The following is a 17,877-nucleotide window of genomic DNA, read 5'->3' on the forward strand; positions in this document are numbered from 1 at the left end:
GCATAGGATTTAGACGCAGCGGACATTGAATTTAAATTTCGTTAACTGTTTTTAATTTTTGTTTGCAAAACAATGCGTACTTTTGCACACACCAATCAAAAATGTATTAATAATTCAAAAAACTCTTATGACTATGAGAAAAATATTCGTTATCGCTGCCATGATGTGCGGATACGCACTGAACACAATGGCGCAGACCGATTATGAACACGCCCAGACACGAGTGCAAGAGGCTATGTCGGAATTTTTTGTGCGCCCGATGGTAGCCGAACTGAAAATGATAAACACCGAATGCCAGGAATATGGCCCGTTCAACATATACCCGGGAGTACCCCTCAGCGACATTTCCATAGCTCTGGTGCAAGACGCCAAGGCCAACGCCGCGTACAAGGCGGCTCAAATAGCGGGAGCGGACATCATTCTCGGCGCGACATTCTACGTGGTGAACAACAAGAAACAGAAAGGACTCGACATAATCGTGAAAGGATATCCGGCAAAATACACCGACTTCCACAACTACGGAGACAAGAGCACCGACGAGAAATGGGTAGGTCCCTTGCAGGAAGGCGCAAGGATACGCAGCTATCAGACCGGCTCTACCCAAACAGCATCGGTGAGCAACGAGACAAGAAACAAATAATGTACAGAATGATTTACACATATAATTATTAATATCAAAAACAACAGAACATGAAAAAGATTTTAATGATGGCTTTTGCCGCAATCGTAAGCATGGGCGCATCGGCGCAGTTAATCTCGTCAAACACGGTAACCCACAAAAAAGAAAGCAACGGATACAACCGACTGAGCGTATCATACAACTCGCTGAGCACAGACAAAAAAATTATGGACGGAGCCATGAACGGATTTTCCGCGGCATGGACAAAGGGTATATCGGTATCATCGTCGATGCCCCTCTATATCGAGACCGGACTGGGACTTACATACGCTTTCAAGTCGGAGACCATCGGAGAAGACGACGGCTATGAGGCAGATTTGAAGCACAACTTCCTTGCACTCAGCGTTCCGGTAAACCTCACTTACAAGTATGAAGTGCCCAACACAGAATTCAAGATAGCACCTTTCGCCGGCGTATATTTCAGAGGAAACTTATTGGGAGAAACCAAATGGGATGACGAGGATGATGAAAGCATTAACTGGTTTGATGACTATGAAGACGACGGACTTGAGGCTAAGCGTTTCAGTTTCGGATGGCAGGTAGGTGTAGGCTTCGAATACAGAAAACTGTATCTCGGTGTCAGCTATGGCAGCGATTTCAACAACCTCATAGACAACGATGACAACGACATAAAAGGCAAATTCAACACATTCGCCGCTACAGTAGGTTTCAACTTCTAAGAGAATAAACAGCGTCAACTTTCCGATACAACAACGGTGGTCTGACGTGATTTAATTCAATATTATAATTTTTTCCTTTTAAAAACACGTCTGCTCCCGCTTGTCGATAAGTCGGAGCAGACTTTTTCCTTGATATAATAATCAGATATGAGTAAAATACACACCATACTTTTATTGTTTATAACAATGCTGCCCGTAGCCGCAAACGCGGACACCAAATACACACTCGAGAAAAAAGACGGAAAGTATGTATGCCAAGGAAGCGCGGCATGCGGAAACAACGACAAGTCGACCTTCGGCAGCGCAGTGCTGTGGGCACTCGAACAGACCGGCGACATAAACGAGAACAAGACTTACGACGCGTTAAAAATGCAACTGCACGCAAGACCTATGATCTCGGCCGGCGAAGAGGCTCGACGCAGCTATACATTTAACCTCACGTTGCAGGTTAAAAAAGGCACCCTCACGTTCCTGATAGACAAGATACGCTGTGTGCCAAAAGGCTTTCTCGGTGGCTTCACGACAGTGAATTTCGACAAGATAAACCTCGAAAAGAAGCCGGGACAACAGGAGTTCATTGACGAGTTCGCCACGCTTTGCGACATTTTCGCACAGCGAATGGTGGAAAGCATCATGGCCAACGACGTGCCCATGGGCAACTGGGAGGCCATCATCCAGAAACAGGTTATCAAGGGCATGAACGAGAATGAGTGCATACTGGCCATGGGCAAGCCCGAACGGATAACCCAAAACAGCCAGCGAACACAGTGGTTATATGCCTCGGGAGCCATCGTGGTGTTTGAAAAAGGCATTGTCACGGCGGTGGTAAAATAAAAAACATCATCTACAGTAATGAATTCTGACATTTTCTTAGTAAATTTGCCACGATTAAAAAGTTGCTCTGAAAATGAATAAACCCAAAAACAATGATTTACTGATAAAAGACGGTGTCAGTCTTATCATCCCGTTCGTCATGATTACATCGTGCTTCGCCCTCTGGGGATTTGCCAATGACATCACGGCACCCATGGTAAAAGCATTCTCCAAGATATTCCGCATGAGCGTGACGGAAGGCGCTCTGGTCCAGGTGGCGTTCTACTTAGGATATTTCGTGATGGCCTTTCCGGCGGCGATGTTCATCCAAAGATACTCTTTCAAGGCCGGAGTGCTCATCGGGCTGTCGCTCTATGCGGCGGGATCGCTGCTCTTCGTGCCGGCACAGGCCATAGGAGTATACTTCCCGTTCCTGCTGGCCTACTTCATAATGACGTGCGGACTGTCGTTTCTCGAAACCAGTTGCAACCCGTATATTTACTGCATGGGCAGCGAAGAGACCGCCACACAGCGCCTCAACCTCGCCCAGGCGTTCAACCCGATAGGAGCGCTCGCCGGCATGTTCGTAGCCATGCAGTACGTGCAGGCACGCATGAGTCCGATGGACTCGACAGAGCGGCATGGACTTTCGGAGACACAGTTTGACATTGTCAAAGACCACGACCTCGACATTCTGATACAACCTTATATATACATAGGCGCCATCATAATAATTTTGCTGCTGCTGATAAGGTTCACAAATATGCCGAAGAACGGTGACGAACGCTCGAACAAGAGCCTGAAAACCGCCCTCGGCGAACTGGCCAAGATCAAGAACTACCGTGAGGGCGTGATAGCGCAGTTCTTCTATGTTGGAGCGCAGGTTACATGCTGGACGTTCATCATACAATACGGCACGCGGGTGTTCATGGCAGAGGGCATGAGCGAGCATGCGGCCGAGATCCTGTCGCAGAAATACAACATTGCGGCGATGGTGATGTTCACGCTCAGCAGGTTTATATGCACATGGTTTCTGAAATACATACAGCCGGGACGGCTGCTCTCGATACTGGCCGTGCTGGGAGCGGCCTCCGTGCTGGGAGCCATACTTTTCACCGACCGCAACGGCGTATACTGCCTCGTCGGCGTGAGTGCCTGCATGTCGCTGATGTTCCCCACTATATACGGCATAGCGCTGCGGGGTCTCGGCGACAACGTGAAGTTCGGCGGAGCGGGCCTCATCATGTCCATTCTGGGCGGCTCGGTATTTCCCCCGCTGCAAGCCGTGATAATAGATTCCGGCATCTCGATAGCCGGACTGCCGGCAACCAACCTGTCATTCGCGGTGCCGTTGATATGCTTCGCCGTCATCGCCGCATACGGACACAGGGCATACGTGCGGCATCACATCACGCACGACTGTAATAAATGACATAAAATAGACAATAAAAAATCAGGGTGCCCGATGTGTCGGGCACCCTGATTTTTTATTGTTCATCAATCCTAAGGAATCACTTCCTACGCTTTCTGTACTCCATGAGCACCAGCAGAACCACTATGATGACAAGCAATACATATCCCGCGTATGCTATGGTCTCGGTAGTGTCTACCGTCTTGGGGAAGAAAGAAAGCTCAACCTTGTGCGCTCCCGGCTTCACGTTGATGGCACGCAGTATGTAATTGACACGCCCGACGGGCACTTCGACTCCGTCGACCGTAGCCGTCCAACCGGGATAGTATATATCCGAGAATACCACCACACCGCCACGCGACGACGATATATCGTATGTCAGCCTGTTGGCATCGTAAGACGTGAGGGTCACCGTGCCCGTGCTGTCCTGAGCCACGCTCTCGCCTATCGCCTCCTTGAACTTGGTGTCGGCCACCGCCACACGGCGCAAGTCGATATCTCCAACGGCGGCTATCTCCCGATTGGCATCATCCACATATTCGACACGGTCCACAAACCACCCGTTGCCGAACGCATAGGGATTCAACAGGGGGGCGGCCTGTCCCGATTGGAGCGGGAATATGAAATATTTTGTATTCACCATGCTGAGCACCGGGAAAATACTGTCACCGTCTACCTTAGTCATGTCGCCCTGCGCGTCGGCCACCGCCCCGAAGAGAGCCTGCATCTCGGGAGAGATGTAACGCTCCACCATCTCCTGATAGCGGCGCAACTTGGCCGGATGATAACCGCCGACACTCTTCAAATGATATGAAGTCTCGTTTTCGTTGAATGTGTTTGACGCCAGATTAAGCACTCTGTAATACAGCGATTTGTCATTCATAACCTGTGTCACGGCGGCATTCGCCGTCACCGGAGTCTCTCTCACGCTGCGCTCCACGAACATCTCGTCGTTCAGGTAGCGCTTGTTCACCTGCCACATGTCTGCCAGACACAACACGACGATGCCGGCTATCATGTACTGCGACTTCAATCTCTTCGCCTTGTAGAGCAGTAACAGCAATGTGCCTGCGACGATTATGGCGAACGAGCGCCAGCAGTCTGCCGTGAACATGGCCTTACGCATCTCGGTGAGATTAGCCAAAAGCGGCTGCAACTGTTCCTGCGGGAACTGGCTCAAGGCACTCAACTCGGACGAAGACACATAGTTGGAAAAGAATATCGACGGCATCAGAGCGAACAACAGAGCCACGCCTCCGGTCAGGGCGAAGCTCAAATACACGTATTTTATTTTCGCGGTAAGCAGTTCTGGCTCGTCGACAATGCGCTTAAGGGCAAGCATGGCGAGCAGCGGGATGGTGAACTCGGCTATCACGAGTATCGAAGCAACCGTGCGGAACTTGGAGTACATCGGCACATAATCTATGAAAAAGTCGGTAAACGGCATGAAATTATGTCCCCACGACAGAAGTACCGACAGCACCGTGGCGGAAAGCAACGCCCACTTCAACGGCCCTTTCACGATAAACAAGCCGAGAACAAACAGCATCAGCACAAAGGCGCCCACATATACGGGGCCGCTCGTGCCAGGCTGCTCACCCCAGTACTGTCCTATCTGCTGGTAGATGTATGAGTAGTTCGGGTCAGCATGCTTCATGGCAGTCTTGTTTCTCGCCATCGGAACAGACGCTCCGCCCTTGGTGTTGGGTACGAGCAGTGTCCACGTCTCGCCCACCCCATAGCTCCACTGGGTGATATAGTCGCGCTCAAGACCGCTGTCCGTCTGGTTGGCCGAATCGGCTTTTGTCAGCTCGCTCTTGCCTCTCATCGACTCCTTACTATACTCCCACGTGTGATAAAGATTAGAAATATTGATACTCAGACCTATCAACGCTCCCATGGCGCACACGGCCGTGGCTTTGGCAAAGTGCTTATACTCTTTGCTCCGTACAGCCTCGACGGCGTATGCGATAACCATGAAGACGATGATAAACAGATAGTAATACGTCATCTGCACATGGTTGGCGTTTATCTCAAGGGCACAGAACAACGATGTGACAAGCAATCCCCACAGGTATCTGCCCCTGTAAGCCAGCACTATGCCGGCAATCATCGGCGGAAGATATGCCAAAGCCATCACCTTCCATATATGTCCGGCGGCTATTATGATGAAGAAATAACTGCTGAAAGCCCATATTATAGAGCCGAGCGCGGCAAGAGACTGCCTGAAATCGAAAGCGCGCAACAGTATATAGAAGCCCAACATATAGGCGAAGACGTACCATACATTCTCCGGCAACCACAGATGATAGGCTTTCTCGGCGGCCTTTATCACATCAGAGCTATCATAGGAGGGAGCTATCTGGTAGGTAGGCATCCCGCAAAAAGCAGAGTTTGTCCATCTGGTCATCTCACCAGTGCGTTTGCGGTAGTCAACCTGTTCCTGGCCGAGACCGCGGCCCGCCGACGAGTCATGACGGTATAGAATGCGGCCTTCGGTATCGGCTGGAAAGAAATAGGCGAACGCCAAGACCGCGAATAACAGCACTGCCAGCAAATCGGGCAGGCATTTCTTGAATGTGTTCATCTGTATAAATGTTTATGTTATTATCTAATTACGCCCGCAAAGTTAAGCATTTTAATCCACAATACATAATCACTAATTCATAATTATTAAGTAACTTTGTGGCCGCAAACGATTTACAAATATATGAGAATAGGAATAATAATAGCGATGGAAAAGGAGTTCGGACGGATAAAAGCGCTGCTCGAAAATCCGAAAGACATCGAGAGAGGAGGAAGGCGCTATACCGTCGGAACGACAGGATGCAACGAGCTGGTGCTGCACCAATGCGGAATAGGCAAGGTGAACGCCGCCATCGGAGCGACGGAACTGCTCACCGGGTTTTCGCCTGACGCCGTGGTTTCAACCGGTGTGGCGGGCGGAGCCGCGACAACGCTCGGCATCGGCGAGGTGGTGGCGGCGGCGCAGACATGCTACCACGACGTGTACTGCGGTGAAGAGCAGGCATACGGACAGATACCCGGCATGCAGGAACGTTTCGATGCCGACCCGAGGCTGCTACGAACGGCACTCTCCCTTGACTGCGGCACGAAGATAACATCAGGTCTCACCGTGACGGGCGACTGGTTTGTCGACTCGCGCGACAAGATGAGAGACATCATAAGCCACTTCCCCGAGGCCGCCGCCGTAGACATGGAGTCGGCCGCCATAGCCCATGCTTGCGCCCAACGAAACGTGCCGTTCATCAGTTTCAGAATAATAAGCGACATCCCGCTGAGCGACCACAAGGCCCGACAGTACTTCAACTTCTGGGAAACGGCGGCAGACAGTTCGTTCGAGGTGACTAAAGCATTTATCGAACGGATATGAAAAAATATCCGCATGCATGATTACCGGTATGCCGGTAACGATTTATCCGTATCGTAACGGCGACCCATACATAGATATAAAAACAACCTATAAACATAACGACAGTAATGAACAAGATACCGAGTTTTACAATAGACCACGACCGGCTGCTGCGCGGCATATACGTATCACGTAAGGACGAGGTGGGCGGAGAGACCGTGACCACGTTTGACATACGCATGAAAGAGCCTAACCGCGAGCCGGCTTTGCACCCCGGAGCGCTGCACACCATAGAGCACCTGGCCGCCACATACCTGCGCAACAACGACGAGTGGAAGGAAAGAATAGTGTATTGGGGACCCATGGGATGCCTGACTGGCAACTACCTGCTGATACGCGGCGACTACGAGAGCCGTGACATTGTGGAACTTATGAGGCAGACATTCCGTTTCGTGGCCGAGTTTGAAGGTGAAATACCCGGCGCCGCGCCGCGCGACTGTGGCAACTGGCTGCTCCACGACCTGCCGATGGCACGCCACGAAGCAAAAAAATATCTCACCGAGGTACTCGAAGGCATAAAAGACGAGAATCTCACATATCCCTGACGGCATGTAGTGATAAGCATAACGACATGTCATCGCATATGTTCAAATGCAGGGCAGGCATATTCTTCACATCTGTTTGAGAATATGCCTGCCCTGCATTTGAGCATCATAGGCCGAGCGGACTGTCAGCCACCGAGCCTCATTACTCCTTGCTCGCTTTCTTCCGCTCGTTATGGTCGAGTATCGCCTTGCGCATACGCATGCTCTTCGGTGTCACCTCGACAAGCTCGTCGGCCTTGATATATTCGAGAGCCTCTTCAAGCGAGAGCACGGTACGCGGCACAATACGTGCCTTGTCGTCGCTTCCGCTGGCACGTGTATTTGTCAACTGCTTGGCCTTGGCCACGTTGATGACGAGATCATTGTCGTGAACATGCTCGCCTACAACCTCACCCGCATATACCTCTTCACCCGGCTCGATGAAGAACTTGCCACGGTCTTGCAACTTGTCTATGGAATATGCGTAGGCAGTACCCGTTTCGAGAGCTATCATGCTGCCGTTCATGCGGCGCGAAATATCGCCCTTATAAGGCTGGTACTCCTTGAAACGATGTGCCATGATGGCCTCGCCCTGACTGGCGGTGAGCACATTGGTACGCAAACCGATGATGCCTCGCGAGGGAATATCGAACTCGATGTTCACACGGTCGGCCTGACTTTCCATAGAAACCATCTCGCCTTTGCGGCGTGTCACCATGTCTATCATCTTGCTGGAAAACTCTTCCGGCACATTGATCGTCAGTTCCTCAATCGGCTCGCAGCGCTGACCGTCTATCTCCTTGTATATAACCTGCGGCTGACCTACCTGCAACTCATATCCCTCACGGCGCATAGTCTCGATGAGCACCGAGAGATGCAACACTCCACGGCCGCTGACAACCCACTTGTCGGTATAATCCTCGAACGGAGCCACACGCAGGGCAAGGTTCTTCTCAAGCTCTTTTGTCAGTCTGTCGTTGATATGACGGCTGGTGACAAACTTGCCCTCACGGCCGAAGAACGGCGAGTCGTTGATGGTGAACAGCATGCTCATGGTCGGCTCGTCTATCGCTATTGGCGGCAACGGCTCGGGATTTTCGGCATCGCATATAGTGTCGCCGATCTCAAAGCGGTCCAATCCGATTATGGCGCAGATATCTCCGCTCTGCACTTGGCTCGTCTTGGCATGTCCCATGCCCTCGAACGTGTGCAGTTCCTTTATCCTCGTGCGCTCGGTAGAGCCGTCACGGTGTGATATCACGATATTCATGCCCTCGGCCAGGAGTCCGCGATGGACGCGTCCCACGGCTATACGGCCTGTGTAGCTCGAATAGTCGAGACTTGTGATAAGCATCTGCGGAGTACCCTCGATCACTTTCGGGGCCGGAATAACCTCGACGATCTTATCGAGCAGATATGTGATGTCTGTCGTCGGGTTCTTGTAGTCGGCACTCATCCATCCGTTCTTGGCCGAACCGTACACCACGGGGAAGTCAAGCTGGTCTTCGGTGGCGTTTAGAGAGAACATCAGGTCGAACACCATCTCGTACACCTCTTCGGGGCGGCAGTTGGGCTTGTCAACCTTGTTAACAACCACTATCGGTTTAAGACCTATCTGCAATGCTTTTTGCAGCACGAAACGCGTCTGCGGCATCGGGCCTTCAAAGGCATCCACAAGCAACAGACATCCGTCTGCCATGTTGAGCACACGCTCCACCTCACCGCCGAAATCGGAGTGTCCCGGAGTGTCGATGATGTTTATCTTCACTCCTTTCCAGTCTATCGACACATTTTTAGAGAGGATTGTTATGCCTCGCTCACGTTCGAGGTCGTTGCTGTCCAATACTTGTCCGCTGAGATCCTGTCCCTCACGAAACAGGTTGCCGGCCAGCATCATCTTGTCCACAAGTGTGGTCTTGCCATGGTCTACGTGCGCGATGATGGCGATGTTTCTGATGTCTTGCATTTCGTTATACCTTAAAAATCGGGTGCAAAGTTAATATTTTTAGAGCAGACAGAGCAGTGTTTCCCCGTTTTTTTGGCCGTAAAGGCTCCGCAAGACCTCTTTTTTAGGCATCTCGGCGTGCATACGGGAATACCGGACAAGACGGCCCCCCGCTGCACACCGCTCGAAACGAAACACGAAAGTGGAAAGGAGTATATACTCCAATGCGCAAAACAAAGTATGCAAAAAAACGGACGAAGTTGTGAAAACACTCACAACCGACATAAAATCAATGATATTTGGCATATATGCGACAGTTGGTTAAACATTGAAAAAAGCTCAATACCATTTGGCTGTATGAAAAAAAAGATGTAACTTTGCGGCCGAAATCCGGAAAATCCGGTGCATTCGATGATGTAACCGTTGTGATTAAGGCGGGAAGCGTCTGACAGATGTAATGAAACAACAAATTAATCAAAACAAAAATGTATTTGGATCAAACAAAAAAACAAGAGATTTTCGGTAAGTATGGCAAATCAACGACAGACACAGGCTCTGCCGAAAGCCAGATTGCGCTTTTCTCATACCGCATCTCTCACCTGACAGAGCACTTGAAGAAGAACCGCAAGGACTTCACCACAGCACGCTCACTGACACAACTCGTAGGTAAGCGCCGTGCGCTGCTCAACTATCTCTACGACCGTGACGTGGAGCGTTACCGCGCGATCATCAAGGCTTTGGGTCTGCGTAAATAAGCGATCGGAAATCTAAAGAAATAAAAGGCTCCGACTGTCGAATGACGGTCGGAGCCTTTTTTTCAGTGAAGCTTTATCGGGAGAGTCCGGAAGATTTTTCTTCGGAACTCTTGTAAAACTACTTCTTAACTCCGAAGAAACATTTCTAAAGAACTACTTCACCACTTTTATGTTGACATTGCTCTTCTTTATATTCTTGGCGTTGGCAAACTCAGCGTCGCCACGGGTTATGATGTCTATATCTGTCAGCGTGATACCGTCTATGGGCATTTCGGGAAGCCCCTTGAATTCCATGGCACGTCCAGAGCCGTTGCAAACGACCCTGCGTATGTCTATATTACGGAATATCGGAGTTGTCTCGTCCACGGGTTTCTTGTCTGACACATTGGGATTGTCACCGTCGGCGATTGACTCGGCAATAGACTTTCCGCCGTAATACATATTGAACGTGATCGCGTCGTTCTTTATGTCGTTCATCGATATGCCGTCGATGAATATGTTTTCGACAATTCCTCCGCGTCCGCGGGTACTCTTGAAGCGAAGACCGACATCGGTACCGAGAAACTGACAGTCGGTCACCATGATGTTGCGCACGCCGCCGCTCATCTCCGAACCTACCACGAAACCGCCATGACCGGCAAACACCGTGCATCCGTCTACCACAACGTTCTCACACGGACGGCCACGACGGCGACCGTCGGCGTCTTTTCCGCTCTTGATACAGATACCGTCGTCACCGGCATCAAACTTGGAGTTTACAATCAAGGCGTTCTTGCACGATTCGAGATCAAGGGCGTCACCGTTCTGCGCATACGATGGGTTTCGAGCAAGTACATCGTCTATTATGATGTTCTCGCACATCAGAGGATGTATGTTCCAAGCGGGGGAATTCTGGAAAATAACGCCCTGCAACAACACGTTCTTGCAATTGACGAGACTCACCATCACGGGGCGCAGGAAACGTTTGACGCTTTTCCAGTCGTCTTCCGACTTCATTCCCTGCGGCACATTCATGTTAGCTCCGGCATCGCCCTTGGCATACCCCTCGGAGGGGAACCACAAGTCGGCACGTTTCAGCACGCCGCCCTTGCCGGTGAACGACTTCCACTGTGCCTCGGTCACCTTCGCTTTTTTGAGCGGACGCCAGTATTGGCCGTTACCATCTATAGCCCCTTTGCCGGTTACGGCAATGTTAGTGGCTCCGTTTGCGCTCAGCGGAGACTGGCAACGGCGTGTCTCAAGTCCCTCGAAAGATGTGCTGATGAGCGGATACAGTGACTCGTCGGCAGCGAAAAGGATTACCGCTCCCTTTTCAAGATGCAGGTTGATATTGCTCTTCAACACTATCGGCCCTGTATGCCATATACCTCTCGGCACGACAAGCCGGCCGCCGCCCTTGCCGCTCAGGTTGTCTATCGCCTTGGCAAAGGCTTCGGTGCACAGGGTCTTGCCGTCGCCAACGGCTCCGAAATCTTTCAGGTTCACGTCACGATCGGGAAACACCGGCGCTTTCACCTCCGGCATCTTGAAAGGCAGGTTGTCCGTGTAGTGCTTGTAAGGATTGTCCGCATGCGCGCTTGCGGCAAAGGCGAGCGCGGCGACAAAGATACTCAATAAGGTCTTTTTCATGCTGTTTTTATTGTTTTATGATTAGTAATTATTATATGCCACAGTGGTTTTTACAACACACTTCGATACATCTTAATCGCTGTCCGACCGGCATTCATTACATGCCACAGCGGAATGTGCGCCGCAATTCAGGACTCCTCATCCGTCATTCGGCAGGCTATTATCACACGTCACAATCTCTGTTCCGGCATCACGGGCATCTCTTCTCCCATTATCTCACGCAGCGGTATCATCACGAAATCACGCTCTTGCATCAGCGGATGAGGGATTTTAAGGTCGGGTTCGTCGACGGTAATGTCGTCGTAGAGCAGTATGTCGATGTCAATCGCACGGTCGTGATACCGCCCCGCCACGGTCTTCTCCTTGCGTCCGAGCCGTCGTTCTATCCGCCTGGTACGGTCAAGCACTTCCCGCGGACTCAGGACAGTATCGCAACAGACCACCGCATTGACGAAACGGTTGGCCGACTCGAAGCCCCACGGCTCGGTATCATAAAGAGCAGACCGGCACACAACGGTGCCGATCTGCTCTCCTATCTCGTCAATGGCCTCCGAAATGGTGCGCCGGCAGTCGCCTATATTCGCTCCGAGACCAAGGTATAACTTGTGCATGGACATATTATGTGGTTGCAGACATCCGGTAATCCGACTTCAATATCGGATTTGCGTCTCGATATTCTGTATACTATTGGGGTGTAACCATCCGGCAATCCTACGGTAAACGGTATTCAAACCGACTTGAATTCACCCGCAGACAGGCCGTCGTCAGCCGGCCATCACATCATCAATCGTCAACAATGAGAAGCGCGTCGCCATAGCAACCGAAGCGATAACCGTTTTTAAGGGCTTTCGAATAGGCCTCCATCACGATATCGTAGCCACCGAACGCAGCTGTGGTCATGAGCATGGTGGACTCGGGATGGTAGAAATTGGCGATCAGACTGTTTGCCATTCCGAAGTCGTAGGGCGGGAAAATAAACTTGTTCGTCCACCCTTCGTACTCTTTCAGCAGCCCGTCGGTGCCCACTGCGGTCTCAGTGGCACGGGCTGTGCTCACTCCCACGGCGCAGATACGGTGCCCTGCCATCTTGGCGCCGTTAACAATGCGGCACGCTTCGGGACCTATCTCCATCTGCTCGGAACTCATCTTATGCTTGGTGAGGTCCTCGACTTCTATCGGCTCGAAGTTGCCGAGACCGCAATGCACGGTGATATACGAGAAGTTATACCCCCTGATTTCCATCATTTTCATCAGTTCGCGGCTGAAATGAAGACCAGATGACGGTGCGGTGACCGCTCCCTCGTTCTTTGCGTATATGGTCTGGAAGTTCTCCATATCGTCGGCCGTAGCCCGACGGTGGTCAACAATATATCGTGGCAACGGAGCCTCGCCGAGAGAAAACAGCTCGCGCTTGAACTCATCGTGAGGGCAATCGTACAGAAAACGCAACGTGCGGCCGCGGCTTGTGGTATTGTCTATCACCTCGGCGACCATCGGCCCGTCTTCATCGAAGAACAGCTTATTGCCTATTCGTATCTTGCGGGCTGGCTCGACGAGCACATCCCACAACCGGAGCTCTTCGTTAAGTTCGCGCAACAGAAATACTTCTATCTTGGCGTCGGTCTTCTCTTTCGTACCGTAAAGACGCGCGGGAAACACTTTCGTATCGTTAAATATGAACGTGTCGCCCTCATCGAAATAGTTGACAATATCCCTGAACGTGAGAAACCGCGGACTACCGTCGGCATCTTTCATCTCATTGCCGTCGGCATCGGTCTTGAACATGTCTATGGCCCGGCTCTTACGGTGCACGACCATCAGGCGACATTCATCTCTGTGATACACTTTATCTATCGTTCCGTCCTCATTTTCGAAAGCACGGAATGCCGGTTCGAGCGCCACTTGAGCCTCCGGCAACTTGAATTTGAATTGTGACAGTTTCATATTTAGTATTCTCCTTTCTTTATATTATCATATACAGGTCTTCGCGTCATCGTCTACCGGCATGCTTTCCAGCCATGCGGGGAAGTCGTCCAAGGCGACGCATCGCTCCAGCCTTACATCCCCTATACGGGTACGGCACAACTCGGTGAGAAAAGCGCCGCTGCCGAGCGCAATCCCGATGTCGCGCGCCAAAGCCCTGATATACGTACCCTTGCCGCATACCACACGTATACCCATCTGCATCCTGACAGGGTCGAAAAATGTGAGTTCTATCTCGTCAATGCGCAATGTCTTGGGCTTGAGTTCCACTTTCTCACCCTTACGCATCATCTTATATGCACGCTTGCCGTCTATCTTGCACGCCGAATACTCCGGCGGCACCTGCTGTATCTCTCCGAGAAAGCGCGGAAGAGTGTCGAGAATAAGCTCCCGGGTGATGTGCGCCGTAGGGAATGTGTAGTCTACCGTATGCTCACGGTCATAGCTCGGGGTGGTGCATCCGAGTTGCAGCGTGGCCGTATATTCCTTGTCACGATACTGCAAAGCCTCTATTTCCTTGGTCTTCCGTCCGGTGCATATTATCAACACGCCCGTGGCCAACGGGTCAAGAGTGCCCGCATGGCCTGTCTTCACTTTCTTGACACCTATACGCCGCGATATGAGATAACGCACACGGGCAAGCGCTCCGAAACTCGACATGCCGTAAGGCTTGTTCAAATATATAATTTCTCCTTCGGTGAAATTCATCGCAGGGATACTTTTAATCATAAAACAGAGAACAGAACAGTGGCCGTTCCGGCTATGGCACAGTAGATGCCGAAGTATACCAGCTTGCCTTTCTTGACTATATCAATCATCCATCTGCACGCCACGCAACCCGACAGGAACGCCGCCACGAAGCCGACCACAAGCGGAAGGGTGTCTATCCCGCCGAAAGTGTCCTCGCCCTTGACGGCCTTCATTACATCGAGAAGAGCCTCGCCGAGAATGGGCGGGATAACCATGAGGAAAGAGAACTGCGCGAGATTTTCTTTCTTGTTGCCCAGCAGCAGACCGGTGGCGATCGTACTGCCCGAACGCGACAGGCCCGGCATCACGGCACAAGCCTGCGCCAGACCGATAATCAGGGCGTCGAGCCAGCCTATATGTTCTTTCTGACGCGGCTTGGCATAGTAAGAGAATGTAAGAAGAACGGCTGTCACAAGGAGCATGCACCCCACGACAAGCAGTCCCGATCCGAAGATTTCCTCCACTTTATCCTTGAAAAACACTCCCACTATACCGATAGGGACCATCGACACGACGATATTCAAAGCATATTTGGTCTCCGCGTTAAGTTCGCACTTGAACAACCCGCGTACAATCCAGTCTATCTCGCTCCAAAGAATGACAAGCGTGCTCATCACCGTTGCCACATGGACAAGAACGGTGAAAGCCAGATTTTCCGCCCCTTCCAGTCCGAAGAGATGTGAGCCTATGGCCAAATGTCCGCTACTGCTCACCGGGAGATACTCCGTCAGCCCCTGCACAAGGCCTAAGATCAATGCCTCAAACCAACTCATCGGTATTCTCCGGATTTACGGTTTCTTCCTTTTTATCATCATTTCCCGCCACGGTCTTGGGCTTGTGAAGAACTGAATATATCATCGACAGGAAGCCGATGACACACAGCGCCGGAGCAAGTTTAATGCGTCGTGCGCTGAATATTTCCGGATTATAGGTCGTGTCTGTCGACCCCGGACCACTCATCAGAATAAAACCGAGAACTATCACTGCCATGCTCACGGCAAGGAGGATGAAGTTCACACGGTCGAAAGCAAAATTTCTCTTATCCATATTTATTATTGGTGATATGTTTTCTTACCGGTACTGAAATGCACGGCCGGCATATCCGGCACGTATCCACCGTATGGCGTACATGCATCCGTCAGATATTGTAAAGCTCCCCGGCTGTCATTTTCAGGAATTTATTGACAGACAGGTACGAGCACACTGCAGTAATCACTATTCCGAAGAGGAACACCGAGCCTGCCGTGGCGGCAAGTTCCTCCCATGTGAAAATCGTCATGATGCCCGGCTCATAGCGATAGAGCATATAAAAGCCTCCGCCGAGAGCCGTACAGGCAAACAGGGCGGCAAGCAATCCTAGCCCCATGGCACGGCGCAGGAACGGACGGCGTATAAATCCCCATGACGCTCCGACGAGCTTCATGGTGTGAATGAGGAAACGGCGTGAGTATATGCCAAGGCGCACGGTGTTGCTGATAAGCGAGAAAGAGACGCAGGTGAGCAGCACGGCGAGCACGAGGAGCACTATGCTGACCTTGCCCAGATTATCGTTCACGCTGTCCATCAGGTCTTCCTGGTATGCCACGTCAGTGACTTCCGGCCGCTTGCGCAACTCTTTCGATATCCACCTGAGGGAGTCGCGGTTGGCGTAATCGGCTTTCATACGTACCTCGACAGTGGCTACAAAGGGATTGAACCCGAGAAATTCCGACGGGTCGGAACCCATCGCGGCGCACTGCTCCTGCTGGGCCTGTTCCTTGCTGATGTAGTCTATGTCATGAGAATAAGGCCTGCGGTAAAGGTCACGGCACAGCATGCGGGCCTGATTTACGGAGACCGAGTCTCCGAGCATCAACGTCACGGTGAGGTTTTCCTTGACATAGGCAGACAGGTTACGCGCCGCAAGCACGAAAAACACCATCAACCCGAGAAGGATCAGCACCAATGTGGTGCTTATACATAACGTCACGGCCTGCATCCCGCCACGCAAACGGTTCTTTTTCTTTCTTTTTCCCATTATCTTTTCGGACGTAATACACCAAAATTGATGCAAAGTAACAAAAAAATCCATTAACACACAATACATTTAACATGTATTAACCGCAGTCGTGCGGTATTTTTATGTACCTTTGAATTCCATTAAAAGAAATACAGATGAGTACTATCATTTATCCATCGCCAATATTCGGACCTGTGAGAAGCCGCAGGCTCGGAGTGTCGCTCGGCATCAACCTGCTGCCGGCCGACGGCAAGGTATGCACATTCGACTGCATATATTGCGAATGCGGATTTAACAAAGACCACCGCCCCACCCTCGGAATGCCGTCGCGGGGCGAGGTGGCGGCCGCACTCGAAGCCAAACTGCAAGAAATGAAAGCGGATGGAACGGCCCCCGACGTGCTGACATTCGCAGGCAACGGAGAGCCGACATGCCACCCTGAGTTTGCCGGAATAATAGACGACACCATATCGCTACGCGACCTCCACTTCCCGGACGCGAAAATTTCGGTGCTCAGCAACTCTACCCGCATCACCCGCCGCAACGTACACGACGCACTGATGAGGGTGGACAACAACATTCTGAAACTCGACACGACAGACATCGGGTACATAAATGCCGTGGACAGGCCGACAGGCACATTCGAACTCGAAGCCGTAAAGGAAGCTATGAGGGCTTTCAAAGGGCATCTCATCATACAGACGATGTTCATGACAGGAGAGGCCGACGGACGGAGCGTGGACAATACCGGCGACGAATATGTGGCACCGTGGCTCGAAACGGTGAAAAGCATAAGCCCCGAGAGCGTGATGATATACACCATAGACAGGGAGACACCGGCACACGGACTGAGAAAAGCTCCGAAAGAGGCACTCGACGCCATCCGCGACAGGGTGATCGCCTGCGGCATACCGTGCACCGCTTCATACTGAACGGCAGGGGGCTATTGTCCGAACGGCCGCGACAAACATCAGGCACGATGAAGAGCAGACAGCAAAAAACCATTGCATATAGCGTGAAGTATAGCATGAAAATACTTGATTACGGAAGAATATTTCGCTATATTTGCATCAAACCAAAAAGCGAAATCCATGAAAAGAATGATATTTTTATTACACTCAGCACACCTGCCGCTGCATATTCATACACTTACGGAATACCATAAAATCTGACATCCGCATGCGGCAGGGTGCTTGAAACGATACGTTTTACATGGTTATTGTCCGTCGGCACAGGCCGACAGATATGCTTGCGGGGCCTCACCACTGTGTGAGAC

General features: G+C 51.3%; 17 protein-coding genes. 8 read left to right on the forward strand and 9 right to left on the reverse strand.

Annotated elements, in window-relative coordinates:
* The first annotated feature begins 133 nt into the window (after positions 1-133).
* From HPS53_RS02480 to fucP, 4 genes are all read left to right on the forward strand, one after another.
* Positions 134-640 carry a hypothetical protein gene (locus tag HPS53_RS02480; RefSeq protein ID WP_104370241.1) on the forward strand — a complete coding sequence of 169 codons (507 nt, stop codon included), beginning with the start codon at positions 134-136 and terminating at the stop codon, positions 638-640.
* A 50-nt stretch (positions 641-690) separates the two neighbouring features.
* Positions 691-1,359: an outer membrane beta-barrel protein gene (locus HPS53_RS02485; protein WP_172204128.1), complete on the forward strand. Its 669-nt coding sequence runs from the start codon at positions 691-693 to the stop codon at positions 1,357-1,359.
* A gap of 147 nt (positions 1,360-1,506) precedes the next feature.
* Positions 1,507-2,193 (forward strand): hypothetical protein, encoded by a 687-nt coding sequence (locus tag HPS53_RS02490; protein ID WP_104370243.1) that lies wholly within the window; start codon positions 1,507-1,509, stop codon positions 2,191-2,193.
* 73 nt (positions 2,194-2,266) lie between these two features.
* Positions 2,267-3,604: an L-fucose:H+ symporter permease gene (fucP, locus tag HPS53_RS02495; protein ID WP_172204130.1), complete on the forward strand. Its 1,338-nt coding sequence runs from the start codon at positions 2,267-2,269 to the stop codon at positions 3,602-3,604.
* 79 nt (positions 3,605-3,683) lie between these two features.
* Here fucP and HPS53_RS02500 read toward each other — a convergent pair whose 3' ends face one another.
* Positions 3,684-6,170: a YfhO family protein gene (locus tag HPS53_RS02500; RefSeq protein ID WP_172204132.1), complete on the reverse strand. Its 2,487-nt coding sequence runs from the start codon at positions 6,168-6,170 to the stop codon at positions 3,684-3,686.
* A gap of 123 nt (positions 6,171-6,293) precedes the next feature.
* On the opposite strand from HPS53_RS02500, the gene HPS53_RS02505 reads away from it, so the two are divergent.
* Positions 6,294-6,977: a 5'-methylthioadenosine/adenosylhomocysteine nucleosidase gene (locus HPS53_RS02505; protein WP_172204134.1), complete on the forward strand. Its 684-nt coding sequence runs from the start codon at positions 6,294-6,296 to the stop codon at positions 6,975-6,977.
* A 107-nt stretch (positions 6,978-7,084) separates the two neighbouring features.
* Complete coding sequence (locus HPS53_RS02510) at positions 7,085-7,561, forward strand: S-ribosylhomocysteine lyase (RefSeq protein ID WP_172204136.1); 477 nt, start codon at positions 7,085-7,087, stop codon at positions 7,559-7,561.
* A 142-nt stretch (positions 7,562-7,703) separates the two neighbouring features.
* Here the strand turns inward: HPS53_RS02510 and typA are convergent, their stop codons facing one another.
* Positions 7,704-9,506: a translational GTPase TypA gene (gene typA, locus HPS53_RS02515; RefSeq protein WP_172204138.1), complete on the reverse strand. Its 1,803-nt coding sequence runs from the start codon at positions 9,504-9,506 to the stop codon at positions 7,704-7,706.
* Positions 9,507-9,970: 464 nt separating this feature from the next.
* Here typA and rpsO point away from each other — a divergent pair, with 464 nt between their 5' ends.
* Positions 9,971-10,240, forward strand: coding sequence for a 30S ribosomal protein S15 (gene rpsO, locus HPS53_RS02520; RefSeq protein WP_104370249.1), 270 nt, complete (start codon positions 9,971-9,973; stop codon positions 10,238-10,240).
* 153 nt (positions 10,241-10,393) lie between these two features.
* Here the strand turns inward: rpsO and HPS53_RS02525 are convergent, their stop codons facing one another.
* The 7 genes from HPS53_RS02525 to HPS53_RS02555 all read right to left on the reverse strand — a co-directional run bounded on the left by HPS53_RS02525 (position 10,394) and on the right by HPS53_RS02555 (position 16,619).
* Complete coding sequence (locus HPS53_RS02525; protein WP_172204140.1) at positions 10,394-11,869, reverse strand: glycoside hydrolase family 28 protein; 1,476 nt, start codon at positions 11,867-11,869, stop codon at positions 10,394-10,396.
* A gap of 170 nt (positions 11,870-12,039) precedes the next feature.
* A complete protein-coding gene (gene folK / locus HPS53_RS02530) occupies positions 12,040-12,480 on the reverse strand; it encodes a 2-amino-4-hydroxy-6-hydroxymethyldihydropteridine diphosphokinase (protein ID WP_172204142.1) in 441 nt (146 codons plus the stop codon).
* Between the two features lie 172 nt (positions 12,481-12,652).
* Positions 12,653-13,813 (reverse strand): tRNA preQ1(34) S-adenosylmethionine ribosyltransferase-isomerase QueA, encoded by a 1,161-nt coding sequence (gene queA, locus HPS53_RS02535; RefSeq protein ID WP_172204144.1) that lies wholly within the window; start codon positions 13,811-13,813, stop codon positions 12,653-12,655.
* A gap of 27 nt (positions 13,814-13,840) precedes the next feature.
* Positions 13,841-14,560: a tRNA pseudouridine(55) synthase TruB gene (gene truB / locus HPS53_RS02540; protein ID WP_172204146.1), complete on the reverse strand. Its 720-nt coding sequence runs from the start codon at positions 14,558-14,560 to the stop codon at positions 13,841-13,843.
* A 17-nt stretch (positions 14,561-14,577) separates the two neighbouring features.
* Positions 14,578-15,375, reverse strand: a complete 798-nt coding sequence (locus HPS53_RS02545) for an undecaprenyl-diphosphate phosphatase (RefSeq protein ID WP_172204148.1) — start codon at positions 15,373-15,375, stop codon at positions 14,578-14,580.
* Positions 15,362-15,649 carry a DUF3098 domain-containing protein gene (locus HPS53_RS02550; protein ID WP_104369494.1) on the reverse strand — a complete coding sequence of 96 codons (288 nt, stop codon included), beginning with the start codon at positions 15,647-15,649 and terminating at the stop codon, positions 15,362-15,364. Before HPS53_RS02550 ends, HPS53_RS02545 begins: the two co-directional genes overlap by 14 nt.
* A gap of 91 nt (positions 15,650-15,740) precedes the next feature.
* Positions 15,741-16,619: an ABC transporter permease gene (locus HPS53_RS02555; protein WP_172204150.1), complete on the reverse strand. Its 879-nt coding sequence runs from the start codon at positions 16,617-16,619 to the stop codon at positions 15,741-15,743.
* Between the two features lie 137 nt (positions 16,620-16,756).
* Here HPS53_RS02555 and HPS53_RS02560 point away from each other — a divergent pair, with 137 nt between their 5' ends.
* The gene (locus HPS53_RS02560) at positions 16,757-17,533 is read left to right on the forward strand and encodes a radical SAM protein (protein ID WP_172204152.1); all 777 of its coding nucleotides are present in this window, start codon (positions 16,757-16,759) and stop codon (positions 17,531-17,533) included.
* Positions 17,534-17,877 lie beyond the last annotated feature (344 nt).

This window comes from Prevotella sp. PTAC, assembly GCF_013166535.1.
Classification (GTDB): domain Bacteria; phylum Bacteroidota; class Bacteroidia; order Bacteroidales; family Bacteroidaceae; genus Prevotella.